Raw genomic sequence first — 26,367 nt, 5'->3', positions numbered from 1 at the left:
TCAACAATCGCCGCCTTCTCGAACCCATCGGGAACATTCCGCCCGCAGAGGCCGAGGCAAACTTCTACGCTGCTCGGGAAACATCAGGCATGGCCGCGTAACTAAGACAAATCAGCCTCCGGCAAACCCGGCGCGGTTCAGGGGAACACCAAAGACGTTCACGTATTCCGGCAAAAACAGACCATTTTCGTCAGTGTCGTAGGAAACGCGGCGAAGCCCCCGGCCGACAACCTGTTCGCACAGCAACTGCGACGTGAATGCGCGCAAGCCCATGATATGGGTGACGTTCTTCGCGTCCCATCCTTCAGATAACATCGCCACGGAAATTACGTTCTGTAGGTTTTGACCGGCCTGACCGCGTTTGCCGACATTGTCGATGATTTCGCGAAGCAGCTCTTCCTTCTTAAGGCTGACCAACTGCCGCTTGCGGGTTTCCGGTATATCAGATGCTTCCACTATATCCTGAAGCCGCTGGTCGTAGGCTTTGTCGGACGTCGCCGATTCACCGATTTCAGCCTTGTCCAGAACCTTCGAGTCCACGCGCAAGGTTTTGTTCGGAGCCTGTAATTCAGGCCAATGCGCATCGCCCTGGTTGAAGTAGTGCTCGATCCGGGCGGCGGTTTCTGTCCGGTTGCAAACCGTCAGCATGACCGGCGGAGAATGATGCCCGGCTTCGGCCCAATCTCTTGCTGTTTCACGCCAATCTGCCCCTAGAAGGGTGTAGGCGTCCTGCACAAGCTTTGGTAGCGCCTCATGAGCCTCCGCCTTGGCACGGTTCAGGTCCTCGGACACCGATTTGTCCCGATAAATGTGGTAGAGCTTTGATTGCAGGGTCTTTGAATCCGGCAACGCATCGTCCCGCACCACCACCCGCGGCGTCTTCACTAGCCCGGCCTCAATGGCGTCGTTCAGACCGAAATCCGAGAGGATCCAATCGAACAGCGCCGTGTCGGTGCTGGCTTTGCCGGTGGGAGCGAAGGGCGTAGCGGAGAGGTCGAAACAACGCTGAATGCGGCGGGTCTTGTGGATACGGTCCAGACCTTCGATCCAGCGCGTAGCCTCGTCGAGGTCGATACCCTGTTCCTCGGCCTGCTTCTTCGAAATCTTGACTTCGGGTGGTTTGCGATAGGCGTGATGCGCCTCGTCGTTGATGACGATGATGTCTTTGTATGCTGCCAATTTATCGAGGACACGGCGGGTGAAGGCTTCGTCGGATTCCTTGCCCTTCTTGACGACGGACCGGTCCTGTTCCTTCAGCGGCATCAGGGTGTGCCAGTTCTCTATCAACACCTCGGCTTGGTTCAGCTTCTGGCGCATCGACTCTGATGGGCACAAATTGAACTCGTCGTAGTAGCTGCCCTCAGACGGCATCAGCACCTGCAACCGGCCCTTGACCGTCAGACCAGGGGCCACAATGAACACCGCGCGGCTGAAATCCTTGTTCCGCTTCGGATAGGTCAGCGCGTTCAGCACTTGCCAGGTGATGATCATCGCCATCACTGTGGTCTTGCCCGCGCCTGTGGCCATCTTGTTGCAGAGCCGTTCCCAAGCTCCACCGTCGCCCGGCACGTGGATGCCCTGTTTGTAAGCCTCTGCCCCTTCGACCCACCAGATCAGCGTCTCGATCGCCTCCAATTGGCAGAAATAGAACGGGTGTTGGCGCGCGGTCTCGTCATGCCAATGTTCCAGCAGTTTGCGCGTGACGATGGTTACGCCGAGATAGCCATCATTGCGCCACTGATCCACGCGATCGCGGATCGTATTGACCATGGCCAGCTCTTCAGTGCGCTTAGTGTTGTTGCGCGCATCGAACACTTCGTAGCTGGCAGGCCGACGCTCCGGCTTGATCTCTAGCTTGCCGCCTTTTCCCTCGACCCAATGCTGCTCTGGCCGCTCCCAAGGGCGGTTGATAATCAGGGACATGGCTTATCCCTCCAGCGCGATGATTTTGAGGGATTCAATCCCCCGGTCATCTACGATCTTCACCGCAATTCGCTTGTTGTCACCGGCCTCAAACGGCAGTGACACTGTGCCGTGAAACTGCTCTAGCAGGTCCTCGTCCAATTCGGCCCGAATTGTCTTTTTCAGCCGGTTCCAACCACCCTTGGAATCAGCCATCGGGAAAAATACCTGATGCGGCATCAGCGAGCGTTGGTCATAATCCGTATCCAGTGACCACATGGCGATCTGTTTGGTGCCGCCGCCTTCGATCTCTCCGGTCTTGGGGTTGAAGTAGTCGAAACCATGCACCTCGACCTGCCACAGCCCATCGTCGCGCTTGCGCACATCAACCTCGGGCTGTCCCATAAGCCAGAAACTCTCATTGCTCGCACGCTTCTTCTTCAAATCTTCGGTGAGAAGGTCGGTGTTCATTTGCACCTTTAGGAAGGTCATGCCGGGCGCGTTCGTCTCGTCGACGTCCTTCGCTGCCTCCGGGTCAAAGGTAAAGGCGCAGAACAGCAGGAATTTCGGTTTGGGCATCAGGGTGTAAGCTTCGTTCATAGCCTCTTCAACCTGGCGCTGCTCCAGCGCGGCATGCTCTGGGCCGAAGCTGACCACCACACGCTCGCCCGTATCGGCGATAGAACCGCTGGCATGCAGGAACTTGGTACCTGGGATCACCTCGAACTCGGCAAAGCGCATCATGTTGCCGCCCTTGCCGCGCACGCCCGTTTTCAGCAGCTCATCGCGCCAGAGCGATTGGCGAGAGGTTTCACCAGAGCGGGCGACAGTGCTATCAGCCTCCTCCGCGGGCAGGCTCTCGTCCAGAGACAATACGGTGGGCGCAGGCACAGCCTCGACACTGAAGGGGCCGGTGATGCGCCGCTTGTTCTTGTCGATGCGCGGCTTGTCGTAGAGCGTCTCCTGCTCGGCATGGTCGGCGATGGACTGGTCCATGCGGCGCTGCATCGCCTGGCGGGCGGCGTGGAAGGCGTCGAAAGGCGCGCGGGCGGTTTCGGGCCAATCCCCACCATTCTCTGAACCGGGCCAGTCGAAGGGCACCTCCCATTCGCGCATGCTGTTGCCCTTGGCGAAGTCCACCGGCTTGCCCTTGCGCGCGCCTTGGGCGGGCTTGAGATGCTTCGGCGGGGCGGCGGTCAGCGCGGCGTTGAGGTCTGCCAGCGCCGCCGCGATCTTGCGGTGATCCTCATCATAAATCGTGTCGATATCGGGGTTGTTGGCGATGCTCTTCAGCGTGATATGCGGCACGGTTTCATAGTCAAACCCGCCCTTCAGCCCCTCATGGGGATAGCGCAGGGCGTAATAATCGAAGCTGGCGGTCATCAACCTCTGCTTGGCCAGCGTGATCGCCACACGCGAGGTGTCGCAGGTGATCCAGCGCCGTCCCCATTTCTCGGCGACGAAGGCGGTGGTGCCGGAGCCGCAGGTGGGGTCGAGCACCAGATCGCCGGGGTCAGTGGTCATCAGCATGCAGCGTTCGACGACCTTGGCGCCCGTTTGCACGACATAGTAGCGGCTCTCCGCGAAGCCCCCGGTGACGGTGTCATCCCAGAGATTGGTGATCTTGAACCAAGGGAAATCAGTCGCGAAGCGCCGATAAGCGAGCGTTTTGCCATAGGCTTCCATCCGGGCAGAACGGAAAAGGCGCGGCATTCCAGTCGCCAGTGAAGTTTTCCAGCCACCAGGAAACGGGGAGTAAGTTTGGCCCAAGTAGTCGAAGGGGCTTGCTGCATCTCCGGCTGACGAGGTCGAGGTAAGATTGTCGCGTCGATAGACCGTCGCTTCGTCTGGCAACGCATTCCAGTCCTGACCTTCGGCCTTCGTCAAACGACGGTGTTCGCCGTGTTCGTCGCGGACATAGTTGTAATTCACCCATCCTTCGCCGCCACGGGACAAATATAGCTGGCGGTATTTTATCCGTTTCAGATCCTTTGCATACCAAACGATATAATCGTTGGTCGCCGCCAGCACGTTCGTTCCGCCGGTCGGGCTGCCGGCGCCAGTCGTTTTCTTAAAGGTGATTACGCTGACAAGGTTGTCCGCGCCAAATGCCTCATCCATTAACTCTCGAATATGGTGCAGGTTCTCATCCGAAATCTGTACGAAGACCGACCCGCTCTCGGTCAGCAATTCCCGCGCCAGCATCAGCCGGTCGCGCAGATAGGTGAGGTAGGAGTGGATGCCCAATTCCCATGTGTCCCGGAACGCCTTGATCATCTCGGGCTCTTGCGTCAGGTCTGCGTCTGACCGGTCCTTCACATCGCGCTTGTTGGTAAAAGGCTGGAAATTCGATCCGTATTTGATGCCATAGGGCGGGTCGATGTAGATCGTCTGCACCTTGCCGCCCATGCTCTCCTTGGTCAGGAGTGAGTTCATCACCAGCAAGCTGTCCCCCGCCACCAGCCGGTTCGACCAGCCCTTTTCATGGTGATAGAAATCCAGCGCTTGGCGCAGCGGCAGGTTCTCGAACGGGGCCGCGAATAGGTCCGGCTGCCGCCACTGTGTGGCCGCATCCTGCCCTTTCAGCCTCTTCGCCGCATTGGCAAGGATCGTCGCCGGGTCAACCCGTTCATGGACATGGAGCGAGACGGTATCAACTTCAAAGCTCGTCTTCTCCGCCTTGCCCGTCCAGTTCAGGTAAGGGGCCTGCAAGCGTTTGAGTTCTTGAAGCGCGTCCTTCATCCGCTCCGGATCGTCACTGGCCAGTGCGTCGTCAATCAGCGTTTCAATCGCCCCGCGCGAGCTGTCGAAGTTCAGCACGGGGTCCAAGTGCGGGTCATGGGCCCAGGTCGATTTCTCCCCATCCGGGTCGGTGTCGGCGTGCACCATCCCCACCTCGGGGTTGTTCACCCGCGTCTCGCCATGGCGGTACGAAAGTACCTCGGTCGGCTCATCCGATTTGCGGCTGGCCTTCTTGCGCGTGCTGGTGGTGGTGGCTTTAGGTTCCTTCGCCACGGGCGCGGTCAACTCCAGATCAGCCACATCCGCCCGATAAACAGAACCGCCACGCCCCTTGCCCCGACCAAGGATGCCTTCATCAATCAGCGCGTCCCGTGTTTCGGTATAACTCTCATCGGAAAGGGTCGAGATATGGTCGCGCAACCGAGCCATCATGGCTCCATTGCCGATGGATGAGCCGTCTTCAGGCAAAAGGGAGAGAATAAGGCTGCGGAGCGTGTCGGACATAGAGGCGGGTCTCACTAGATATGAAAAGGTATGTGCGCGCCCGAAGGGGGCATCTGGCGTATCAGAATGTCTGTTGGTCGATATCTGTATTCTTGCGGGTCAACCGGAGCAAATAGTCGCCAACAAAGGCTGCCGTGACGCCCGAGGCGAGCAGCGCAGCCGATAGCACCAGCCCAAAGGGTGGAATAATACCCGAACTCAAGATAGCAATAATCGCGCCTAAAGAGCCGAACCCGACCCCCATAATTCGAAGACGGCCAGCCAATCGGTTTACCTGCTGTGCATATTCCAAGTTCGTTATTCCTCCGCCTCATCTTGAAAGATTGAGAGCACTTCCTTCACTTCCGTTTGCGGGTCTGTTCCCTTGGCAATGGTCTGCTCGAGGACATAACGAGCAATGCGGCCAAACTTTTTAGGCGTAAAGGCTCCCGCCGAAGCTTGCTCAAAAAGCGCTGCGGCTATTTCTTCCGACAGTTCGATAAGATTGTTTGTCGGAACCGTTTCCTCGCCAAGAATTAGCCAGCGCAAATCAACCTGTAGGCGCTCAGAAAAGTCAACGGCTGTCCTCAGTGACGGTTCACGTTTGCCTAGCTCATAGCTTTTGTAAGACCGCTCCGACACATCGAGGAGCGCGGCGCACTTCACTTGGGAGTAGCCGGAAGCTTCTCTCGCTGAGCGCATTCGTGCGCCAATGAACTCCAGCCCCGTTGACGTATGCTTCATTTTTCCCTATCGTGCAAAAAGTTACACCGTTGCGTTGCTCTTAGCCTAGCATCGCGAAATTTTGCACGAGAGGGAAGAGCTGTGTCGAGTTGCTCACTACTTTCACCGCGCGAACTCGCAGAAAAGAGCGGGTGGCCGGAACGTCGGATCAGAAATCTGATGGCCGCACGCCAACTGAAGCACATCAAAATCGGTGGGGCGTTCTATCTGCCGGATGATGCAATCACCGAGTTCATCGAACGGAACATGGTAACGCCAGATGATCGCTGTGAGGGGCAAGGACATGAGTAAGGAGGCGATTGCAGCAGAAATAGCCTTAGTCAGCGCCAGCGAGCTGGCGCAGATGTTTGGCTTTTCTTCTCCAAATGACGCTTTTCGCACATTCTGCCGTCGTCTGGATGTCCGGCCAATCCGTCGAAATCCCAACTACTTCGACGCCAAGCTTGTTCGGTTCAAGCTTGATGCGGCGCAGGGATTAACATCCGCCACAAGTAGCATCAGTCAGGAACATGACCTTGTAGCAAGAAGGAGGGCGCGCCGTGCCGCGGAGCAATCTTCCTAAAGGTGTCCACCGCGTGCGCCGGGGCACGAAGGAAGGCGTCTTGCACCACTTCTATGCTTGGCGGGGCGGCCCTAAATTCTGGGCGTCAAGAGAACGCGAGCCACGCGATCCAGGCTTTTCGCTGGCCTATGCCGAGGTGATCAATAAGCACCAGCCTTCCGAATACATGACGTCTCACATGGTTGATGACTTCTTGGATAGCACTGCCATGCCCAAAGGGGTGCGCACGAGACAAGACTATCGAAAGTGGGCCCTGCGTTTCGCCGATGAGTTTGAAGAAGACCCCGCCAAACTGTGGGAAAATCCAAGATCGCGGGGAGAGCTGAACGAATGGCGTGCGAAATGGAAAGATTCCCCGAAGCAGCATGATTACGCGGGCACTGTTGCCGTGAGAATTTTGAACTGGGCGCGGAATGAGGGCAAAATCTCAGCTCACTACTGTGACCGACTGCACCGTATCTACAGCGTCGATCGGTCCGAAATTGTTTGGACCGATGCTGACCGCCATAACTTCTTGGAGGTTGCTCCCGATTGGGCTGGACGCGTCTTGACGCTGGCTTGCGAAACCGGCCTGCGACCATCTGACTTGGTGCGACTCACGCGTGACAATCTGGAGAAGTTTGATGGCATGGAACGCTTCAGGGTGCGGACACAAAAACGTGGCCGAATCGCGCACATCCCGGTGACGCCGGAGCTACGCACGCTGATTGATGCGACGCCTTCTGACCAGTCCATACTACTCGTGAACGACCGCGGCAGCCCTTTGAATGCTGTGTCAGCCAGCCGCGCGATTGCTCGATATCGCGAGCGCATCAAGGACAAACTGAGCGATCCATCGCTTCGCTTGCAAGACACACGTGGGACTGCCGCCACACGGCTACTCCGCGCAGGTTTGGCGCTCAATCAGATTGCCAACCATATGGGGTGGTCACTGCGCTACGCGGCATCGGTAATCGAACACTATGCCGCTGTTTCACCCTCAGAAAGCGCCGAGGTTTTGGAGCTTCTTGGGCGGGAAAAGCGGCGTCGCGAGAGCAAAACTGTAAACGCTAATGTAAACGCCCAGTGACGGGCAGAACTTGGAAGGTGTTAAGTGCTTGAAGTTAAATGGAGGCGAGTACCGGAATCGAACCGGTGTACACGGATTTGCAATCCGCTGCGTCACCACTCCGCCAACTCGCCAGAGTTTCGCCTGATTAGGGCGCCCGCCCGGGGACGTCAAGCGGTTATCCGTCGACTTTCCGATTGCCGCCGCGGCGCGGCCCCGCGCGCGCCGGACCTGCCGGGCGTCCGTTCCTCGGGGGCGTCTGACAGTTGCAACACTACACCCAAGTTTGACCGGCTCAGACATTGCCGCCCCGGTCGGGATGTGGCACAACGCAGTTCAGGCCTCTGAACGAAAGAGTTTAGTGCATGAGCGATTTTGCCACACGACGCCGGATGATGGTCGACACGCAGGTGCGGCCCTCCGACGTGACCGAATTCCCGATCATCGAAGCGATGCTCACCGTCCCGCGCGAAGCCTTCGTGCCGCGTGACCGGATCGAAGCCGCCTATGTCAGCGAGCATGTGCCGCTGGGTGGCGGGCGCGTGCTTCTGGACCCGCGCGTCTTTGCCAAGATGCTGGACGCGCTCGACATTTCCAACGACGACCTCGTGCTCGACGTGGGTGCGGGGCTGGGTTACTCCGCCGCCGTGATCGCCCGCATCGCCGAGGCGGTCGTCGCCGTCGAGGATGACGACACCCGCGCCTCCGAAGCGCAGTCCCTCCTGTCGGAGCACCACGCCGACAACGTGATCCTGCACGAGGGTCCGCTGGATGCCGGTGCCGCCGAACACGGCCCCTACGATGTCATCATCGTCGAGGGCGGGGTGGAGACGCTGCCGGAGACGCTGTGCGACCAGCTCAAGGAAGGCGGCCGCATGGCGGTCATCTTCATGGAAGGCGCGCTCGGCACCGTCCGGGTGGGCCACAAGTACGATGGCGCGATCAACTGGCGCTTCGCGTTCAACGGCACGGCGCCTGTCCTGCCGGGGTTCACGAAGGACGAAGTGTTCGCGCTCTGATACAACCGGACGAGAAGCCGGGACGGGACTTGCGATTGGGGACAGCTATGCTGAGCAGACTGCGCGCGACATGTGTCGGAGGGGTGGCCGCGATAGCGGTATCGGTGGCGACCGCCACTGCAGGCTGGGCGGAAACGCTGGCCGAGACGCTCTCCTATACCTACATCCACAGCGGCGTTGTGGAGCAGAACCGCGCGCTGCTGCGCGCCGCCGACGAGGATGTGGCGCAGGCGCTCGCCTCTCTGCGCCCGGTGCTGAACTGGTCCGGTTCGGTGCGGCGCCAGTACGGCACCGCGGGCGCCAGCGGCCTGACCTCGCGCAACATCACCCATGACGCGACCGTGGGCCTCACCGCCGAGATCGTCCTCTACGCCGGCGGCCGCAACCGTCTGGCCCTGGACGTGGCCAAGGAATCCGTGCTTGCGACGCGGGCCGACCTGCTTTCCGCCGAACAGAGCATCCTGCTGCGCGCGGCGAAGGCCTTCCTCGGGATCCGCGAATCCGCGCAGACCCTCGGCCTCCGTCAGAACAACGTCCGCGTCATCCGGCAGGAAGTGCGCGCCGCGCGCGACCGCTTCGACGTGGGCGAGGTGACCCGCACCGACGTCGCGCTGGCAGAGGCGCGCCTCGCCGCCGCCGTGGCCGCGCTGGCCGCCGCCGAAGGTTCGCTGATCCAGGCGGGCGAGGAATTCCACGCCGTCGTCGGCCGCGATCCCGGCAACCTCGTGACGCCGACATCTCTGCCCTCGCTGCCCGCCAGCGTCGAGGAAGCGAAGCGGCAGGCGCTGCAGCGCCACCCCGACATGCACGCCGCGCAATATGCCGTGGCCGTGCAGGAACTGAACATCCTCATCGCCAAGGGCGCGATGAAGCCGTCCGTCTCGCTGCAGGGCACCTACGGCGTGACGGAGGAATTCGGCAACGACGACTTCTCGCGCGGCGGGTCGGTCTCGCTGCAGGCCAGCGGGCCGATCTACCAGGGCGGGGCGCTGGCCTCGGCGGTGCGCCAGGCCATGGCCGGGCGCGACCAGGCGCGTGCCAACCTGCACGTTGTCAGCCTTACCATCGAACAGCAGGTCGGCGTTGCCTACAGCGCGCTGCGGGTCGCCCGCGCCAACAAGACCTCCTTCGAAGAGCAGGTCCGCGCCGCGGAAACCGCCTTCCGCGGGGTCCGCGAGGAGGCGACGCTGGGCGCACGCACCACGCTCGACGTGCTCGACGCCGAACAGGAACTGCTCGACGCGCGGGCCAACCTGATCTCTGCCCAGATCTCGGAGTTCTCGGCGGCCTACGACGTTCTGGCCTCGCTCGGCCTGATGACGGCGGAAGCGCTGCGGCTGGACGTGCCGCACTTCGATCCGGCGGCCTACTACAACCTCGTCAAGACCGCGCCCGTGGCGCGCAGCAAGCAGGGTCAGGAACTGGACCGTGTCCTCCGCGCCCTCGGAAAAGACTAGTCTTTTTCGGGTCTGTTGTGCGAATTCGCGCAAGCGGGTACATTGGTGACGAGGTCAGAGTGGTAGAATAATGTCAGATCCCGTCACGAACGTTGAGATAGAGGATATCCTGTCTTCGATTCGGCGACTCGTCTCCGAGGACGGTGGCCCGCGCCACCCCCTCCCGAGAGAGGCGAAGCGCGTCGAACGGCTTGTCCTGACGCCGGCCCTGCGGGTGCAGGACGCCCCGCCGCCCAGGCCGCAGCCCGCGCCGGAACCCATGCTTCTCACCAATCCGTCGGAGACGCCCGAACCGGCACAGCCGAGCCGCCTGGCCCGGCTGGTCGAGCGGGAGGTCGCCCGCGTCTTCGGATCCGGGGACGACAGGGCAGGGCGCGCCGGCAAGGACGACAGCGTCGCCGCCAAAGACAGCGAAGACACCAAGGACACCGCCGCAGAGGCGGAGGACGATCCGGTGGCGGAGATCGCCGACTGGACCCGCGTCCGCCTGTCGGAACCGATGTCGCGCTACGACCACGACGCTGTCGGTCTGGACACCCCCGAGGACGAGGAAGAGCCCTCCGATGCACCGGACGAGGCCGAGCTTGACGCGGTCCTCGACGCCCTCGCCTCCGTCGACGAGCCCGCAGCGGACGACGACGAGGCCCTCTCGCTTGAGGCGCTGCAGGACGGTCAGGACGCGCCGGAGGACGACACGCTCGACCTCTCCGCCGTGCTGGCAGAGGCAGAGGCCGTCACCGACTTCGGCCCGATGGACCGCGGTCTGGAGGCGAAGATCGCCGCGCTGGAGGCGCTGATCAACAGCCGTGACGACAACGCCACGCCTGTCGCCACAGACGCGCAGCAGTCCGCCCCTGACCATGCCGACGAGGACGAAAGCGACGCGGATGCCGCCCTCGCAGAGCTGGAATCTGACGCAACGTCATCCGATCGTACGGACGAAGAGGACCCCGTCGACGACCTTTCCGACCACGTCGACGAGGCCGAGGCGCTGGTTCACATGATGTCGCAAGAGGCAGATTCGTGGGATGCCGACGCCGCGCGGGACGCCCATCAGGACGCGGCCCGGGCCGAAAGTCACGCAGACGTGACGGCTGCCCTGCGCCCGACGCTCTCCGTTGTCCCGGATGACGAGATCGACGTCTGGGACGATCTGGCGGACGAGACACCGGAGCCGGAAAAACAGCAGGCAGACGACCCGGAAGAAAGCAGCGCACGCGCCGCCACTGGCCCGGCCTTCCGTCACCGCCCGCCGGAGCCGATGCTCGACTGGGAAGACCACGCGCCCCGCAGGGACAGCGCACGTCAGGCCGTGGCGCCGCGCGCCGACGCCGACCGCGAAGAAGAGACCTCGCAGCCTGTCGCGCAGGCGTCCGACGACGCGCCCTACCTGGACGAGGCGATGCTGCGCGACATGGTGTCGGAGATCGTCCGTCAGGAGCTTCAGGGCGTGCTCGGAGAGCGGATCACCCGCAACGTGCGCAAGCTGGTCCGCCGCGAAATCCATCGCGTGATGATGACACAGGACTTCGACTGACGCGCACGCGTCCGTCCGCCGCGAGATCCCGATCAGGGCTACGCAACGTAAATCCTTGTTCTGAAAAGAAAAACCCGCTCCGAAGAGCGGGTTTTTTCAGCTTGGCAGCAGTTTGGGTTCAGGCAGCTTCGGCCTGCTGAGCGGCATGACGACGCTCGCTCTCTTCGCGCGACAGCGCAACGGACGTACGAACGCCCTTCGAGACAAACTCCATCAGCCCGTTCACGACACGCTCGTTCGGGTCGATCCCGGCACAGGACAGAACTTCGCGCCCGTCGCGCGAACGCGCCCAGCGGGCGATCTGCTCCGGCCCGTTGCCATACTTCTTGTCATCGGCAATCGCATCGTCCAGAGCGGCGAGAACCACGGCCGCAAACAGCTTGCGGGCACGGTTGCCTTGCTCGGCGTTGAATGCGGTGCCGTCAACGAAATCCTTCATAGTGCGACCTTTGATTATTGCTCTTGTGTTCGGCGTAACGCGGGTTATGGCCTATCTGTTCCGATTCGGATACCCCGATACAGCATAGCTCTATTGCGGCTGGCGCATGACTGCTGCAAGTGCAGCACGACATATCGTTGTCTTGCCAGCCACCAACGGGCCAGATATAGGAGCGGTCGAAGTTTCATCAACCTTTCGACACGGAAAAGCTCCCATGCCCAAGATCAACGGTAACGAGATCCGTCCAGGCAATGTTCTAGAGCATGACGGCCATCTTTGGGCCGCTGTGAAGGTCGATCACGTAAAGCCCGGCAAGGGCGGCGCTTTCGCCCAGGTCGAGCTTAAGAACCTTCGTAACGGGTCAAAACTTAACGAACGCTTTCGGTCCGCCGACAAAGTCGAGCGCGTGCGCCTCGAACAGAAGGACATGCAGTTCCTCTACGAGACCGACGGCCGCCTGACCTTCATGGACACGGAAACCTTCGAGCAGGTCGAGCTGGACGCCGACATCCTCGGCGAGCGTCGCCCGTTCCTGCAGGACGGCATGACCATCGTCGTGGAATTCCACGAATCCGAGGCGCTGAATGCCACGCTGCCGCAGAAGGTCATCTGCACCATCGAAGAGACCGAGCCGGTCGTGAAGGGCCAGACCGCGGCCAACAGCTTCAAGCCCGCGCTGCTCGACAACGGCGTGCGCGTGACGGTGCCCCCCTTCGTCGGCACCGGCGAGCAGATCGTCGTGAACACCGAGACCATGGAGTATTCGGAACGCGCATAACCCGCGCGGCCTGAACCCATTCCCCCGTGCAACCGCCGGGGGCGATATACAGACAGAAAAGGCCTCCGGCTCTCGCAGCCAAGGAGGCCTTTTTCATGATTACCGAAGCCACGCAGAGCGACCTGGGCGGGCTTGTACCGCTCTTCCGGTCCCTCAACGACCTGCACGCGGTCCACGTGCCCGACCGCTTCCACGATGCCGCCAGCGACGCGGACCTGCACGAGGTTCTGCAGGGCGCCTGGAATGCCGGCAGCCGGTTCCTCGTCTACCGCACCGAAGGCGTGGCGCGCGGCTACCTCAAGTGGCAGATGCTGCCCGAGGGCGTCGCCGCGCTGGAACGCCCCCGCCGCACGGCCCTTCTGGATCACATCTGGGTGGAGCCGATCTGGCGGCGCCGGGGGCTGGCCTCGCGGCTCATCGACCGGTTCGAGCGGGACAGCGCAGGGGCAGGGGCGCGCGGCTGGACGGTGCGGGTGCATGCCTTCAACGCCGCCTCCGCCGCGCTGATGCAGCGCCACGGGGCCAGGCTGTCGGTGCAGTCCTTCGACAAATCCGCAGCGCCCGCCCGGATCGGCGCCTAGACGCGCGCCAGTGTCAGCAGGCGCTCCACCAGACCGAAGTAGCTGCCGCCGAATAGGTGCAGGTGCACCAGCGCGGGGAACAATTGGTAGATCGGGCGGCGCGCCTCGTGCCCGCGGCGCAGCTCGCCATAGCCGTCGTGAAAGGACGGGCCCGGCTTGCCGAACAGGTGCAGCATGGCGATGTCCACCTCCGGGTCGCCGAAGTAGCAGGCCGGGTCGATCAGCCACGCCCGGTCGCCGGAGAACAGCGCGTTGCCGCTCCAGAGGTCGCCGTGCAGCAGCATCGGCGTCACGTCCTCCAGCCGGTCGGGCAGGGCGCCGGCCAGCGTCTCCACCCGCCGGGCGAGGGCGGCGGGCAGGTGCGGCAGGAACGGCAGCAGCCGCGCCTCGCACCAGAACGAGGGCCAGTCCGGGCGCGGCGTCATGTCGAGCCTCAGCGCCCCGAAGGCGTAGCCTTCCGGCCATCCCGTGCTGCGGCCCGCGGTGGCGTGCAGCCGCCGCAGCCCACGTCCCAGCGCATGCCAGCCGGCTTCGGTGGCGGGGCTTTCCTCCAGCCATTCGAGGCAGAGGATGTCGCGGCCCTGGAACAGCACGCGCGGCACCGGCGCGCCGGTGCGGTCCATGGCCTGCAGCATCCGCGCCTCGACGGCCACGTTGGCGCCGACCTTGACGGCCATGCGGCGGCCGTCGGCCAGATCGACGCGGGCCACCTCGGACAGGTCGCCGCCGTGCAGGTGGCGGACCGCCGTGACAGGGGTCTCGAACGTGGCGGCAAGGTAGGGTCCGGGGATCACCTAGCCGACCATCGACACATGGACGTCGCCCGCCATCATGTCCTCTCCGGCGCGGTCGAAGCGCAGGTAGGCGATGGCCTCGTTGCCCGCCTGGGTGAACAGCGTGCCCGCCTCCTTGCCGTTGCTGACGATCGTCGTGCCGACCGGCGCGTGGCCGTCGATGGCGACCCGCGCCAGTCCCTTGCGCAGCTCCGTCTTGTGCTTCATCCGGGCGGTGACCTCCTGCCCGACATAGCAGCCCTTCTTGAAGTCGACGCCGTTCAGGCGCTCGAACCCGGCCTCAAGGATGAAGGTGTCCGGGGTCAGCTCCACCCCGGCGCGGGGTACGCAGGCGGCGACGCGCAGCGCGTCCCAGTCGGCCTCTCCGGCGGGTTGCCCGGCATAGCCACGCCAGCCCAGCCGCGGATCGCGCGGGTCGGCAAAGGCGCCCTCGGGCGGGGTGCCCGTGCCGCGCGTCACCACGAGGTCGGTCTCGGTGATCTCCACCGGCGTGCGCAGCTTGTACATGCTCAGCGCCTGCATCAGGCTGACGGCCAGCGCCACCTCCACGTCGATCAGGACGTCCTCGCCATCGGGGACAAGGAAGAAATCCGCGCGGTACTTGCCCTGCGGCGTCAGCAGGGCGGCATAGACCAGCCCCTCGTCCAGCCGCTCCACATCGTTTGTCACCAGTCCCTGAAGGAACTCCCGCGCCTTGGCGCCGTGGACCCTCAGGACGGTTCGGCTCTCTTGCGTCATGTCTATTCTTTCACCTCTGGCTTCAGGGTGTCATATAGACCCGCGAAGCCAGAGATGACAGACATGCCCGCTCCGATCACCGTCCTGATGCCAACCCTGAACGCGGCGGCCGACATGCCCCGTGGGCTGGCGTCGCTGGGCGAGGGCCTGACCGAAGGGCTGATCCGCGAACTGATCGTCAGCGATGGCGGCTCCACCGATGCGACGCTGGACATCGCCGATGCGGCGGGCGCCACGATCGTGACCGGCCCGGCCTCGCGCGGCGGGCAGCTGCGCCGTGGCGCGGTCCGGGCGCGGGCGGACTGGCTTATGGTGCTGCACGCCGACACCGTGCTGGGGCAGGGCTGGACCCGCCCCGTGGCCGAGGCCATCCGCCACGGGCAGGCGGGCTATTTCACCCTGCGCTTCGACGCCACGGGCCTCGCGCCGCGCGTCGTCGCGGGATGGGCCAACCTGCGGGCGCGGAGCTTCGGCCTGCCTTACGGCGATCAGGGCCTGCTGCTGCCGAAGGCGCTCTACGAGGAGGTCGGCGGCTACCCGGACATCCCGCTGATGGAGGACGTGGCCCTCGCCCGCGCGCTGAAGGGACGGCTGAAGCCGCTGGACGTCATCGCCACCACATCGGCAGAGCGGTATCGCAGGCAGGGCTGGATCGTGCGCGGCGGGCGCAACCTCTCGACGCTGACCCGCTACCTCGCCGGTGCCGACCCTGAGGCGCTGGCACGCCGCTACCGGAGCTGACGTCAGGCCCGCCCCACAAGCGCAGCACAGGCGCTGATCGGGGACTGAATGGGCAAGTGGCGCCAAGGCAGCACAAGACCCCGTGAGAGGCCTCAGCGCGCCTCTCAGGCCGTTCCGGTGGCAGAAGACCCTTCGTCCGCGTCGGCGGCATCCCCGGCCTTCCGCGTCTCGAACTGCATCCGGTAGAGCGCGGCATAGGCGCCGCCCTTTTCCAGCAGCGCGTCATGGGTGCCTTCCTCGACAACCCGGCCCGCGTCCATCACCACGATCTTGTCGGCGTTGCGCACGGTGGACAGCCGGTGGGCGATCACGATGGTCGTCCGCCCGACCGCCAGTTCCTCGAGCGCCGCCTGCACGATGGCCTCCGACTGGGTGTCGAGCGCGCTTGTCGCCTCGTCCAGCAGCAGCACCGGCGTGTCGCGCAGCACCGCACGGGCGATGGCCACCCGCTGCCGCTGCCCGCCCGAGAGCGTCGATCCGCGCGGCCCGACCCGCGTGTCCAGCCCGTTGGCCAGCCGCGGCAGGAAGTCCTGCACATGCGCCGCCTTCAGCGCGGCCTGCAACTGCTCTTCCGTCACCTTGCGGTCCAGCACGATGTTGGAGCGCAGCGTCTCGTCGAACAGCAGCGCCTCCTGGCTGACGGTCGAGATCATGCCGCGCAGGTCCGCCAGCCGCATGGCCGAGACCTCGGTCCCGCCGATGGTGACCGCGCCCTCCTGCGGATCGACCAGCCGGGTCAGCAGGTGGAAGATGGTGGACTTGCCCGCCCCCGATGCGCCGACCAGCGCCGTCGTCTTGCCCGGCTCGGCGCTGAAGGTCACGCCGCGCAGCACCTTGCTGTCGCCGTAGGACAGGCGCACGTCGCGCAGGTCGATGCGCGGGGTGCCCGTGGGCGCCGGCAGCGGATGCTCCGGGTCCTTCAGCGCGGGCTCGGTGTGCATCACCTCGATCACCCGCTCGATGCTGGCGGCGGCGACCTGCCAGGACCCGCTGATCGCGCCGAGGCGGCGCAGCGGATCGAACATCATGCCGATGGCGGTGAAGAAGGTCATGAACTCGCCGATGGTCTTGCCGCCGTCCTGGATCTCGCGCCCCGCGAAATAGAGGATGCCGAAGAAGCCGATGCCCGACATGATGTCGATCAGCGACGGCATCAGCGCCTGACCGGCGACCGAGCGCGTCTCGCCCAGGATGCGCTTCTTGGCCAGCTTGCGGTAGCTCTTGGCCTGGTAGGTTTCGAGCTGGTTCAGCTTCACCGGGGTGATGCCGTGGAAGACCTCGTTCAGCCGGGTCGACTGACCGGCGGCGATGTTGCGCACCCAGCGGGCGTTGTTGCGCACGAAACGCTGGAGCAGGGCGCCCGGCGCGATCATCAGCGGCGCACCGATCAGCGCGATCAGCGTCCACTGCCAGTCCGTCCACATCGCCACGCCGAAGAGCCAGATGAAGGTCAGCGCGTCGCGCCCGGCGCCGGTCAGCACCGTGCTCCAGACCTTGGCGATGGCGCCCACGTCGCCCTCGACCCGCTGGATCAGGTGCCCGGGGCCGACCTCGTTGTGATAGGACACGTCGAGCCGCATCAGGTGCTCCAGCATGTCCTGCCGGATGTCGGCCATGCTGCGCTGCGCGGCACGGTTCAGCACCACCTTCTGCGCCACGCTCGACACGGCGCGGAAGAAGAACAGCGCCAGCACGATCAGCCCCACGCGCAGCAGCGCGCCGCGGTCGTCGGTCGAGAAGACGTCGTCGAAGAGCGGCTCCATCATCACCGCGAAACCCGCGGTCATGGAGCTTTCGAGCGCCATGAACACCAGCGCGACGGTCAGGAGCTTCCAGTACTTCCGAAGGTAACGCTTCCACAACCAGCCCAGAAGCCGCGTGGGCGGGGTCTGTATCGGGGCTTCCTCGCTCATGTGTCGCGCTCCGCCATCAGGCGCTGCGCGACCTCGGCCTCGGGCTGGCGCGCCTCCCAGCCTTCCTGCAGGGGATTGGCGCGGTATTCGTGCCGGATCCACTCCTCGAAACCGATCCGTCCCAGCGCCAGACGCGCGCCATAGACCCGCAGGATGTAGTCCTGCACGCCGGTCTTGGTGAAATCGAGGTGGATGTACTTCAGGCCCAGCTGCTTCTGCGCGACCTCGATCGGCGCGTCCTCGAAGATCAGCAGGTACATCGCGGCGACGAAGCCCGCGCGGTCCGCACCGGACTTGCAGTGGAACATCATTGGCTTCTCGGCGGCGCGCAGGGCGTCGATCACCGCGACGATCTTGCTGCGCGGCGCAGCCGTGCGCGCCCAGAGCTTCGCATCGACCAGCGTCAGCCCCAGCGCCTCGCAGCTTTCCTTCTCGAAAAGGTACTGCGCCCGCTTGTCCGGGCCGCGCAGGTTGATGACCGTCTTTATCCCCATCTTCGCGTAACGCTCGAACCGGCCGTGCGTGGGCTGGTTCGACCGGTACACCCCCGGCGCGATCTCGAAGAAGTTGGTCCACAGGATGCGCAGGAAGGCGTGGTCGAACAGGTGGAAATGCAGCGTCGACCAGCGCCGCGCCTTCGGATCCGTGATGTCGGTGCCGAAGGAATGGCGCAGGCGACGTTCCGCCTTGTCCAGTTTGTCGCGCAGTCGTGCCAGCATCGAAGGTTCCAAGCGTCAGTGTCGCCGTTTACGCGGCAAACCCCCCGGTGTCCAGCAACAGGCCCATGCCCTGCGGCGCCCGGGGGTATTGACGGCGCGGCGCAGGCGGTGAAGGGTCGCGCCGTTCTGGAATATGGAGGACCGGATGACACTTTCACAGGGGCGTGCCCACGTTGCGATTCCCGGCCCTTCGGTGATGCCGGACGCGGTGCTGCAGGCGATGCACCGCCCGGCGCCCGACATCTACTCGGGCGATCTGCACGGCATGGTCGACAGCCTCGTGCCCGACCTGCGCTACGTGGCGGGCACGAAGGGCCATGTCGCCATGTACATCTGCAACGGCCACGGCGCGTGGGAGGCCTCGTTGTCGAACGTGGTGGCACCGGGCGAAACCGTGCTGGTGCCCGCCTGCGGGCGCTTCGGCCTCGGCTGGGCCGAGGTGGCGCGCGGGCTCGGGATCGAGGTCGACCTGATCGACCACGGCCGCCAGCGCCCCATCGACCCGGAACTGGTGCGCGAAGCACTCCGCGCCGACAAGGGCCAGAAGATCAAGGCCGTGCTGGCCGTCCATACCGACACCTCTTCGTCGGTCCGCTCCGACATCGCGGCGCTGCGCAGGGTGCTGGACGAGGAAGGGCACCCCGCGCTCCTGATGGCGGATTGCGTGGCCTCGATGGCCTGCGACGAGTTCCGCATGGACGACTGGGGCGCCGACGTGGCGATCACCGGCTCGCAGAAGGGGCTGATGGTACCGCCGGGCATGGCCTTCGTGTTCTTCAACGACAAGGCCAAGGCGGTGCGCGCCGCCATGCCCCGGGTCACGAACTACTGGGACTGGACGCAGCGCGCCGAGCCCGAGATGTTCTACCAGTACTTCGGCGGCACCGCGCCGACGCACCACCTCTATGGCCTGCGCGCCGCGCTCGACATGATCCGCGCCGAGGGGATGGAGGCGATCTGGAACCGCCACGCCCGGCTGGCCGCCGCGCTCTGGGCCGCGGTCGAGCATTGGGGGCAGGACGGCCCCTTCAAGCTGAACATCGCCGACCCCGCGCACCGCTCGCACGCGGTGACGGCCATGGCGATCGGCAAGGGCAACGCCGACCGGCTGCGCAAATGGTCCTCGGAAGAGGCGGGGGTGACGCTGGGCGTTGGCCTCGGCGTGACCGACCCGGACGACCCCACCGCGTCTGGCTATTTCCGCATCGGCCACATGGGCCACATCAACGCGCACATGATGCTGGGTACGCTGGGCGTGATCGAGACCGGGCTGAAGGTGCTGAAGATCCCGCACACCCCCGGCGGCGTGGCGCAGGCGGCAGAGGTGCTGGCCGCCGGCTGACCAAAGCGGGCGCGCCACCGTCAATGAGGCGGAGCGCCTGCGGCGCACAGGTCGTCTCGGCCGGGGCCTTCGTGCCCCGCCCTCGGGATGGCACGCACCGGAACGGCCCCCCCCGGCGGGGCCCGCCCAGGGCACCGGACGCTGGCCGCGAAAGCGCCAAGCTTCGGCTCTACGGACTGATCAATGAAATCGGGATGCGCGGTGCGCGCCGCCCCGCTCAGGCCTTGTCGGTGTTGGCCGAGGGCGGCTCGATCCGGGCGTCCCTGCGGCGGCGCGCCTGGTCCAGCCGGGTGATGAGGTGGTTCAGGATGGCCGCGATCAGGATCACCGGGGCAAGCCCCCAGACGGACCAGATCGCGACGAGGATCCAGAGCAGGTTCACGAAGAGCAGGATCATGTTGGCGGTCATGTAATCCTCGACCGGTTGCGGATGATGGTTCTGCATGGCGGCGGCTCCGGGCCCTGATCCCGCACCCTGTCCGGGTGCCGTTGACCAAAGCCTAGCGCATCTGCCGCAGGAGTCCCGTCCACTCTGCGTGAATTTGGTAAACCCTGCGTTAACGCGGGCAGGGACGGTCAGCCGTTGCGCGCCCGCGCCAGTGCCTTGGGCAGCGCCTCTTCGAGGATGTCCATGTCCTCCGGGCGGCCGGCGGTGATGCGGATGCAGCGGTCCTGCGGCGCCACGAAGGGCATCCGGACGAACACGCCGTCCTCCGCCAGCGCGGCCAGCACCGCACGGGCAAAGGCGCCGTCGCTGCCGCAATCCACCGCGACGAAGTTCGTGCCGGAGGGCAGGGTGCTCAGCCCGTTGGCCTCCGCGATGCGGGTGATGCGGGTCTTCGACTCGTCCACCAGCCGCAGCACGTCGCCCAGCCAGGCCTTGTCCTGCAGCGCCGCCAGCGCGCCCGCCAGCGACAGGCGCGACATGCCGAAATGGTTGCGGATCTTGTCGAAGGCCTTGATCAGCCCCTGCGCGCCCACCGCGTAGCCGATGCGCGCCCCGGCCATGCCATGCGCCTTCGAAAAGGTGCGGAAGCGAATCACGCGCGGGTCCTCGGGGTCGAGATCCGGCGAGGTGCCGTCCGGCGCGAACTCGATATAGGCCTCGTCCAGCGCCAGCACGCAGCCGTCGGGCAGGTGGTCGAGCGCCGAGACGATCTCGCTGCCCTTGTGGAAGGTGCCCATCGGGTTGTCGGGGTTCGACAGGTAGACGATCTTCGCGTCGACCTCCGCCGCCTTGGCGAACAGCGCCGCCGGGTCTTCGCGGTCCTTGGCGAAGGGCACCTTGTGCAAGACGCCGCCATAACCCGCGACATGGTAGTTGAAGGTCGGATAGGCCCCGTCCGAGGTCACGACCGCATCGCCCGGTGCCACCAGCAGCCGCACGAAATTCCCCAGAAGCCCGTCGATGCCGGAGCCCAGCACGATGTTCGCAGGCGTCACGCCCATCTGCTCGGAGAGCGCGCCCTTCAGGTCCAGATGGCTCGAATCGGCGTATTTCCAGATCTCCACCGCCTCGTCCTGCATCGCCGCGATGGCGAAGGGCGAGGGGCCGAACACGCTTTCATTGGCGCCCAGACGCGCCCGGAACGGCGCACCGCGCTGGCGTTCCAGCGCCTCGGGGCCGACGAACGGCACGGTTGCGGGAAGGTCGGCGATCAGGTCGGGGTAACGGGGTCCACTCATGGCTGCGCAATATGCCGCGGGATTTGCGCCGTGCAAGCGTTATCGCAGGAACTTGCGGCGCGCCTCCCGGGCGATCTCGTAGCGCAGCTGCAGGTCGGCAATCCGCGCCATGAGGCGTTTGCGCGCTTCCGTTTCCGTGGCGGCCTGCCAGTCGGCGCGCGCGGCGTCGAGCTGGGCCTTCAGCGCGATCTCCTCGGGCAGGGCGCCGGCCTCCGCCATGATCCGGAAGCCCACCGCGTCGCCCGCATCGACCAGCGCATCGCCGGGACGCTTCGGCAGCGGCTTGCCCTCGCCGGACAGGCCGGAAAGCGCGCCTTCGGCCTCCGCCTTGCGGATCTGCGCTTCGGTCAGCCTGTGCCAGCTTCTCATCCCGTGGCCCTCCCTGGGCGGCTGACCCGGCGCGCCAGCACCGGTGCGGTGCCGTATGTCGCCGGATCGTCGAGGCATTTTACCACGTATTCCGCAACGTCGGCACGGCTGATCACGCCCATCCGCCATGTCTCCGGCGCAACCATCACTTCAATGTCGTGGCAGGCGCGGTTGCCGGTCAGGATCGTCGGGCGCACCAGCGTCCAGTCGAGCGACGAGGCGCGGATGATCTCCTCCTGCCGGGTCTTGTCCTTGTAGGGCTCCGACAGCAGGACCCGGTGGCCCAGCCGCTCCGGCGTGGACAGCGCCGACACGCTGTCGCCCGCGCCGATCCCGGTGATCGCGACCAGCCGCCTCACGCCCTGCGCCTCCATCAGCGGCACCAGCGCCCGCGTCGCGTCGGAGAACAGCGTCACCCGCCGCCACAGCATCGCGATGCTCTCCTTCATGCCAAGCGCCATGACCACCGCATCGACGCCCTCCAGCGCGGGGCCGAGATCGGCGGAGTTCGTGGCGTCCCCCGCGACCGGCTCCAGCCCCTCGCGCGGGGGCATCGACCCGGCGGAGCGTGACATCGCCCGCACCGTGTGACCCGCCGCCAGGGCGGCCTCCACCACCTTCAGACCGATCCCCCGGCTGCCTCCCAGAACAAGCAGTTTCATGGCGACGCACCTCCTGCGGGTTGTTGACCATCACAGTTCCTTAACTTGACCCGGCAGCGTCAAAAGGCCAGTTTCGCCGCCGAGCAGTGCAGGAAAGAAAAACCATATGCGCAATCCGCCGCCCTTCGCCCCTTTCGAATGGATGATCGCGTGGCGATACCTCCGCGCGCGCCGGGCCGAAGGCGGCGTTTCGGTGATGACCTGGATCAGCCTCGTGGGAATCACGCTGGCGGTCTTCGCCCTGATCGCGACGCTGGCGGTGCGCTCCGGCTTCCGGGCAGAGTTCGTCGACACGATCCTCGGCTCCAACGCGCACCTGACCGTCTACAGCACCACGCGCACCGACGAGGCGGGCAACCCCGACCGCACCATCGCCGATTACGAGGGCATGGCGCAGCAGGTCGAACGCGTGCCCTTCATCCAGCGCGTCGCACCGCTGGTCAAAGGGCAGGTCATGGCCACCGCCAACGGCAACAACGCCGGCGTCGAGGTCTTCGGCATCGCCCCCGACGACCTGAAGGCCATCCCGCGCATCGCCGACCCCGAAACCGGGCGCGGCGACCTCGACCGCTTCGAGGAGGGCGTGGCCATCGGTTCGGGCGTGGCGATGATGCTTGGCGTGGGCGTGGGCGACGACGTGAAGCTGATCTCGCCCAACGGGGTGAAGACCGCCTTCGGCGTCTCGCCCCGCGTGAAATCCTACACCGTGACCTGGATCTTCACCGCCGGGCGCTACGACATCGACCGCACGCGGATCTACATGCCCTTCGCCGAGGCGCAGCTCTACTTCAACCGCGAAGGCGTGGCCGACGAACTGGAGGTCATCGTCTCCGACCCCGAAGATGTCGAGAGCTTCATCCAGCCGGTGTCGGAGGCGGTGGGCCCCGGCGCGCTGATCTGGACATGGCAGGACGCCTCCGGCGGGTTCCTGCGCGCGCTCGAGATCGAGGACAACGTGATGTTCGTCATCCTCTCGGTTCTGGTGCTGATCGCCACGATGAACATCGTCTCGGGCCTCATCATGCTGGTCAAGAACAAGGGCCGCGACATCGGCATCCTGCGCACCATGGGGCTGACCGAAGGCTCGGTCATGCGGGTGTTCTTCATCTGCGGATCGTTCACCGGGATCATCGGCACGGCCATGGGGGTGATCCTCGGCTGCCTCTTCGCGATCTACATCGACCCGATCTTCGCCTTCGTGAACTACGTGGCGGGGGGCGGCGTCTGGGACCCGTCAATCCGCGGCATCTACGCGCTGCCCGCCAAGCTGCAGATGACCGACGTGATGTCGGCGGTGCTGCTGTCGCTGGGCCTGTCGTTCATCGTGACGATCTTTCCGGCGCGCCGCGCCGCCCGCATGAACCCGGTGGAGGCCCTGCGCTATGAATGACACCGTGCAGGACCCGGTGCTGCGGCTGACCGGGATCGAGAAGGTCTACAACGCCGGCAAACCCGGAGAGGTCCGCGTGCTGCGCGGCTGCGACCTCGAAGTCGCGCGCGGCGAGGTCGTGGCGCTGGTGGCGCCCTCCGGCGCGGGCAAGTCGACGCTCTTGCACATCGCGGGGCTTCTGGACACCGCCGACAGCGGCACGGTGGAAATCGCGGGCGAGCCGATGCAGGGCAAGTCCGACCGCCGCCGCACGCTGGTGCGCCGGGCGGAGGTGGGCTTTGTCTACCAGTTCCACCACCTGCTGCCGGAGTTCTCCGCGCTGGAGAACATCGTGCTGCCGCAGCTTGCCAACGGCGTGCCGCGACAGGCGGCGGAGCAGCGGGCGCGCAACCTGCTGGACAGCGTCGGTGTCGGGGAGCGCGCAGGCCATCGCCCGGCGGCCATGTCCGGCGGCGAACAGCAGCGGGTCGCCTTCTGCCGGGCCATGGCCAACACGCCGAAGCTGCTGCTGGCCGACGAGCCGACCGGCAACCTCGATCCGCAGACCTCCGACCGGGTGTTCGCCGCGCTCATGGACCTGGTGCGCGAGACCGGGCTTTCTGCGCTGATCGCCACCCACAACCTCGACCTCGCCGCGCGCATGGACCGGCGCGTGCGGATGGAAGACGGCCACCTGCGCGCCGACGGCTGAGGGGGAGGCGGCGCAAAGCCCCGCCCTACAGCCTGTCGTGCGGGTCTGCGGATGACGCGCACCGACCGGATGTACCGGACACGCCGGTGGCAAACCGCGTGACGGATCGTAGGGCGGGGCTCTGCGCCGCCTTGCCCTTGGCTTTCCATCTGCGAGTGACATCCGGCGCGCGCGAACCCGGACGGCGCGCCACGGATCGCCGATGGCCGGGCGGTTCGCAGGGCGGTGCCCGGCACCGCCTGCGCCCCTGCGACACATGCGCCCGTTAACCACATCCGCGGGCAAATCGCGGTCCCGGGCGCGGCGCGCCGGGACAAAGGTTAACAACCGGCCGGGAATCGGGGTCCAATCGGCCGGTTCGCACCTTAATGCGACACTGGCGCGGCTTAAGCCTTCGGTAATCCGTTGTGGAAAGCCCCGCCCGCCCCACTGCATCTGGCGCCGGACGGGCCGTTAACCCCACCGTGCGCCGCGTGAACGGGGGCAGGACCGCCCCCCCGTTGCCGCCGCACACCCACCGCGCTTTACGCCCTTTGCGTGATCCAGACCCCCAGCGCCATGACCGCGATCCCGGTCGCGCGCGTCAGGGTCAAAGGGCTGATCCGCGCGCCGAACAGGCCGAAATGGTCGATCGCCGCGGCCGAGATCAACTGCCCGATCAGCACGAAGAACACCGCGTTGCCGACGCCGAAATGCGGGGCGATGAAAGTCACCGACAGCACGTAGAACGCGACGAAGGCGCCGCCCAGCAACAGATGCTTCGGCGCCACGCGCACACCCCCGAAGCCCTTGGCACCATTGAGAATCCACACAACGAGGCAGATCGCCAGCGCCACGCAGAACAGGACCACCGCCGCCGCCACGGGCGAGGCCAGCCGCTGCCCCAGCGCCGCGTTCAGCGCCGCGAGGATCGGGATGCCCATGCCCGCGAAAAGCATGACCACTGCGTAATGCGTCATCCCCGGCGTCATGGCTTGAAGAACGTCGCGCTGGCCCGCGCGACCTCCTTTTCGCCGGGCAGGCTGACCAGCACGGCTTCGGTGAAAATCAGCGCCCGCCCGCCCTTCACAACCTTCGCCGTGCAGCGGATCGCATCGCCCCGCGCCGCGCTCAGGAACCGCGTCTCCAGGTTCGTCGTCGCCACCGGCACGAACTCTCCGATATGCCCGGCGCAGGCAAAGACCATCGCCGTATCGGCCAGCGTCGACAGCGCCTGCCCGCAGACGATTCCGCCGACACGGGCGATCTCTGGGGTAACCGGAATTTCAAGAACGGCGCCCAATGGTGTGATATCGGACACTTTTGGCTGCAAAGCTTGCACCCATGGGGCGAAATTGTCTTCTAACAGCGCATTTGCGGTGGCAGGATCGAGCATGAGTCTCCCTCGGACGTCTTCTGGGTCCGACCATGACCGCCGGAACGGCGCCTGTCACGCGCCCGAATGCGCGGTGCGCGACAGAGGAGGCCGGGGGGACAGATAGGGAAGGATCTCGGATGAAGCGTTGGCTGGCACTGACGGCGGCACTGGGACTGCTGTCGGGATGCGCGTTCCTCGAACGGCTGGCGGGTCCGGGGCCTGCTGCACCACAATCGGGCACCATCACCCTCTCGGGCACCGCGCCGGCTTCGGCCGTCTACCTGGTGGAGCCGCAGGTCACCGTGATCAGCCCGCCCCGCGCGGTGCCGGTGACGCAGGGCGCAAGCCTCTATGCAGGCTGGTGCATGGATTGCCACGGCGCCGAGGCACGCGGTTTCGGCCGCGTCTCCGGCCAGATGACGGTGAAGCCCACGGACCTCACGACGCTGGCGCTCAACAACGGCGGCACCTTTCCGGCGCGGCGTGTGATCGGCGCGATGCAGGGGGCGGGGGCCTACCACCGCGGCCTGATGCCGGAAATCGGCGGCGCCCTCGACGGCCCGCTGGTGGAGTGGATCGGCCCCGACGGCACCCCGCATCTGACCACGCAATCCACCATGGACCTGATCGTCTATCTCGAAAACCTGCAGGTCTGACGCAGCGCTTGCATCCG

Annotated in this window: 26 protein-coding genes, 1 tRNA gene and 1 pseudogene; 12 read left to right on the top strand and 16 right to left on the bottom strand. The window is 65.3% G+C overall.

The window, feature by feature from the left end:
• Positions 1-135 precede the first annotated feature (135 nt).
• The 4 genes and pseudogenes from ACU0DV_RS05915 to ACU0DV_RS05900 all read right to left on the bottom strand — a co-directional run.
• Positions 136-1,923: pseudogene (locus ACU0DV_RS05915) on the bottom strand (BPTD_3080 family restriction endonuclease); the annotation flags it as partial.
• Between the two features lie 3 nt (positions 1,924-1,926).
• On the bottom strand, positions 1,927-5,148 hold the full coding sequence (locus ACU0DV_RS05910) for a site-specific DNA-methyltransferase (RefSeq protein ID WP_446241247.1): 3,222 nt from the start codon (positions 5,146-5,148) through the stop codon (positions 1,927-1,929).
• Between the two features lie 61 nt (positions 5,149-5,209).
• Complete coding sequence (locus tag ACU0DV_RS05905) at positions 5,210-5,440, bottom strand: hypothetical protein (protein ID WP_446241246.1); 231 nt, start codon at positions 5,438-5,440, stop codon at positions 5,210-5,212.
• A 5-nt stretch (positions 5,441-5,445) separates the two neighbouring features.
• Complete coding sequence (locus tag ACU0DV_RS05900) at positions 5,446-5,871, bottom strand: helix-turn-helix domain-containing protein (RefSeq protein ID WP_446241245.1); 426 nt, start codon at positions 5,869-5,871, stop codon at positions 5,446-5,448.
• Positions 5,872-6,154: 283 nt separating this feature from the next.
• Here ACU0DV_RS05900 and ACU0DV_RS05895 point away from each other — a divergent pair, with 283 nt between their 5' ends.
• The gene (locus tag ACU0DV_RS05895) at positions 6,155-6,433 is read left to right on the top strand and encodes a hypothetical protein (RefSeq protein ID WP_446241244.1); all 279 of its coding nucleotides are present in this window, start codon (positions 6,155-6,157) and stop codon (positions 6,431-6,433) included.
• Positions 6,434-6,473: 40 nt separating this feature from the next.
• Positions 6,474-7,502, top strand: a complete 1,029-nt coding sequence (locus tag ACU0DV_RS05890; RefSeq protein ID WP_446241243.1) for a tyrosine-type recombinase/integrase — start codon at positions 6,474-6,476, stop codon at positions 7,500-7,502.
• 39 nt (positions 7,503-7,541) lie between these two features.
• On the opposite strand, the gene ACU0DV_RS05885 is transcribed toward ACU0DV_RS05890, so the two are convergent.
• Positions 7,542-7,615: transfer RNA gene (locus ACU0DV_RS05885), tRNA-Cys, on the bottom strand.
• 231 nt (positions 7,616-7,846) lie between these two features.
• Between ACU0DV_RS05885 and ACU0DV_RS05880 the strand changes: the two genes are divergently transcribed.
• From ACU0DV_RS05880 to ACU0DV_RS05870, 3 genes are all read left to right on the top strand, one after another.
• Entirely contained in the window at positions 7,847-8,500 is a 654-nt protein-coding gene (locus tag ACU0DV_RS05880; RefSeq protein ID WP_100929660.1) for a protein-L-isoaspartate O-methyltransferase family protein, read from the top strand.
• 47 nt (positions 8,501-8,547) lie between these two features.
• Complete coding sequence (locus tag ACU0DV_RS05875; protein ID WP_283980850.1) at positions 8,548-9,957, top strand: TolC family outer membrane protein; 1,410 nt, start codon at positions 8,548-8,550, stop codon at positions 9,955-9,957.
• 259 nt (positions 9,958-10,216) lie between these two features.
• Positions 10,217-11,494, top strand: a complete 1,278-nt coding sequence (locus tag ACU0DV_RS05870; protein ID WP_446241242.1) for a hypothetical protein — start codon at positions 10,217-10,219, stop codon at positions 11,492-11,494.
• Positions 11,495-11,612: 118 nt separating this feature from the next.
• Here ACU0DV_RS05870 and ACU0DV_RS05865 read toward each other — a convergent pair whose 3' ends face one another.
• Positions 11,613-11,933 carry a DUF6280 family protein gene (locus ACU0DV_RS05865; protein ID WP_005863737.1) on the bottom strand — a complete coding sequence of 107 codons (321 nt, stop codon included), beginning with the start codon at positions 11,931-11,933 and terminating at the stop codon, positions 11,613-11,615.
• Positions 11,934-12,147: 214 nt separating this feature from the next.
• On the opposite strand from ACU0DV_RS05865, the gene efp reads away from it, so the two are divergent.
• Both efp and ACU0DV_RS05855 read left to right on the top strand, forming a co-directional pair.
• Complete coding sequence (efp, locus tag ACU0DV_RS05860; RefSeq protein ID WP_100929663.1) at positions 12,148-12,711, top strand: elongation factor P; 564 nt, start codon at positions 12,148-12,150, stop codon at positions 12,709-12,711.
• Positions 12,712-12,806: 95 nt separating this feature from the next.
• Positions 12,807-13,292, top strand: coding sequence for a GNAT family N-acetyltransferase (locus ACU0DV_RS05855; RefSeq protein ID WP_283980848.1), 486 nt, complete (start codon positions 12,807-12,809; stop codon positions 13,290-13,292).
• Here ACU0DV_RS05855 and ACU0DV_RS05850 read toward each other — a convergent pair.
• Positions 13,289-14,086 (bottom strand): fructosamine kinase family protein, encoded by a 798-nt coding sequence (locus ACU0DV_RS05850; RefSeq protein WP_446241241.1) that lies wholly within the window; start codon positions 14,084-14,086, stop codon positions 13,289-13,291. The genes ACU0DV_RS05855 and ACU0DV_RS05850 overlap by 4 nt on opposite strands.
• Complete coding sequence (gene ygfZ, locus ACU0DV_RS05845; protein ID WP_283980846.1) at positions 14,087-14,824, bottom strand: CAF17-like 4Fe-4S cluster assembly/insertion protein YgfZ; 738 nt, start codon at positions 14,822-14,824, stop codon at positions 14,087-14,089.
• Between the two features lie 63 nt (positions 14,825-14,887).
• Here ygfZ and ACU0DV_RS05840 point away from each other — a divergent pair, with 63 nt between their 5' ends.
• On the top strand, positions 14,888-15,565 hold the full coding sequence (locus ACU0DV_RS05840; protein WP_446241254.1) for a TIGR04283 family arsenosugar biosynthesis glycosyltransferase: 678 nt from the start codon (positions 14,888-14,890) through the stop codon (positions 15,563-15,565).
• Positions 15,566-15,669: 104 nt separating this feature from the next.
• Here ACU0DV_RS05840 and ACU0DV_RS05835 read toward each other — a convergent pair whose 3' ends face one another.
• Both ACU0DV_RS05835 and ACU0DV_RS05830 read right to left on the bottom strand, forming a co-directional pair.
• Entirely contained in the window at positions 15,670-17,478 is a 1,809-nt protein-coding gene (locus ACU0DV_RS05835) for an ABC transporter ATP-binding protein (RefSeq protein ID WP_446241240.1), read from the bottom strand.
• A complete protein-coding gene (locus ACU0DV_RS05830) occupies positions 17,475-18,197 on the bottom strand; it encodes a tyrosine-protein phosphatase (RefSeq protein WP_446241239.1) in 723 nt (240 codons plus the stop codon). Before ACU0DV_RS05830 ends, ACU0DV_RS05835 begins: the two co-directional genes overlap by 4 nt.
• Before the next feature lie 145 nt (positions 18,198-18,342).
• On the opposite strand from ACU0DV_RS05830, the gene ACU0DV_RS05825 reads away from it, so the two are divergent.
• On the top strand, positions 18,343-19,539 hold the full coding sequence (locus ACU0DV_RS05825; protein WP_100930996.1) for a pyridoxal-phosphate-dependent aminotransferase family protein: 1,197 nt from the start codon (positions 18,343-18,345) through the stop codon (positions 19,537-19,539).
• Between the two features lie 217 nt (positions 19,540-19,756).
• Here ACU0DV_RS05825 and ACU0DV_RS05820 read toward each other — a convergent pair whose 3' ends face one another.
• From ACU0DV_RS05820 to ACU0DV_RS05805, 4 genes are all read right to left on the bottom strand, one after another.
• On the bottom strand, positions 19,757-19,984 hold the full coding sequence (locus ACU0DV_RS05820) for a histidinol phosphate aminotransferase (protein ID WP_446241238.1): 228 nt from the start codon (positions 19,982-19,984) through the stop codon (positions 19,757-19,759).
• 131 nt (positions 19,985-20,115) lie between these two features.
• On the bottom strand, positions 20,116-21,225 hold the full coding sequence (locus ACU0DV_RS05815; protein ID WP_446241237.1) for a pyridoxal phosphate-dependent aminotransferase: 1,110 nt from the start codon (positions 21,223-21,225) through the stop codon (positions 20,116-20,118).
• 39 nt (positions 21,226-21,264) lie between these two features.
• On the bottom strand, positions 21,265-21,594 hold the full coding sequence (locus ACU0DV_RS05810; protein ID WP_446241236.1) for a DnaJ family domain-containing protein: 330 nt from the start codon (positions 21,592-21,594) through the stop codon (positions 21,265-21,267).
• Complete coding sequence (locus tag ACU0DV_RS05805) at positions 21,591-22,256, bottom strand: NAD(P)-dependent oxidoreductase (RefSeq protein WP_100929672.1); 666 nt, start codon at positions 22,254-22,256, stop codon at positions 21,591-21,593. Before ACU0DV_RS05805 ends, ACU0DV_RS05810 begins: the two co-directional genes overlap by 4 nt.
• A 106-nt stretch (positions 22,257-22,362) precedes the next feature.
• On the opposite strand from ACU0DV_RS05805, the gene ACU0DV_RS05800 reads away from it, so the two are divergent.
• Together ACU0DV_RS05800 and ACU0DV_RS05795 are read left to right on the top strand one after the other, a co-directional pair.
• Entirely contained in the window at positions 22,363-23,646 is a 1,284-nt protein-coding gene (locus ACU0DV_RS05800) for a lipoprotein-releasing ABC transporter permease subunit (protein WP_446241235.1), read from the top strand.
• Between the two features lie 4 nt (positions 23,647-23,650).
• Positions 23,651-24,337 carry an ABC transporter ATP-binding protein gene (locus tag ACU0DV_RS05795; RefSeq protein ID WP_370313864.1) on the top strand — a complete coding sequence of 229 codons (687 nt, stop codon included), beginning with the start codon at positions 23,651-23,653 and terminating at the stop codon, positions 24,335-24,337.
• Between the two features lie 524 nt (positions 24,338-24,861).
• Here the strand turns inward: ACU0DV_RS05795 and ACU0DV_RS05790 are convergent.
• Positions 24,862-25,296, bottom strand: a complete 435-nt coding sequence (locus ACU0DV_RS05790; RefSeq protein WP_040604295.1) for a DMT family transporter — start codon at positions 25,294-25,296, stop codon at positions 24,862-24,864.
• A gap of 8 nt (positions 25,297-25,304) precedes the next feature.
• Positions 25,305-25,712, bottom strand: a complete 408-nt coding sequence (locus ACU0DV_RS05785; protein ID WP_446241234.1) for a PaaI family thioesterase — start codon at positions 25,710-25,712, stop codon at positions 25,305-25,307.
• A 119-nt stretch (positions 25,713-25,831) separates the two neighbouring features.
• Here ACU0DV_RS05785 and ACU0DV_RS05780 point away from each other — a divergent pair, with 119 nt between their 5' ends.
• On the top strand, positions 25,832-26,350 hold the full coding sequence (locus ACU0DV_RS05780) for a hypothetical protein (protein ID WP_446241233.1): 519 nt from the start codon (positions 25,832-25,834) through the stop codon (positions 26,348-26,350).
• Positions 26,351-26,367 lie beyond the last annotated feature (17 nt).

This window comes from Sagittula sp., assembly GCF_052825245.1.
Note: the sequence above shows the minus strand (reverse complement) of the source record. Positions and strands in the feature narration are given on the sequence as shown.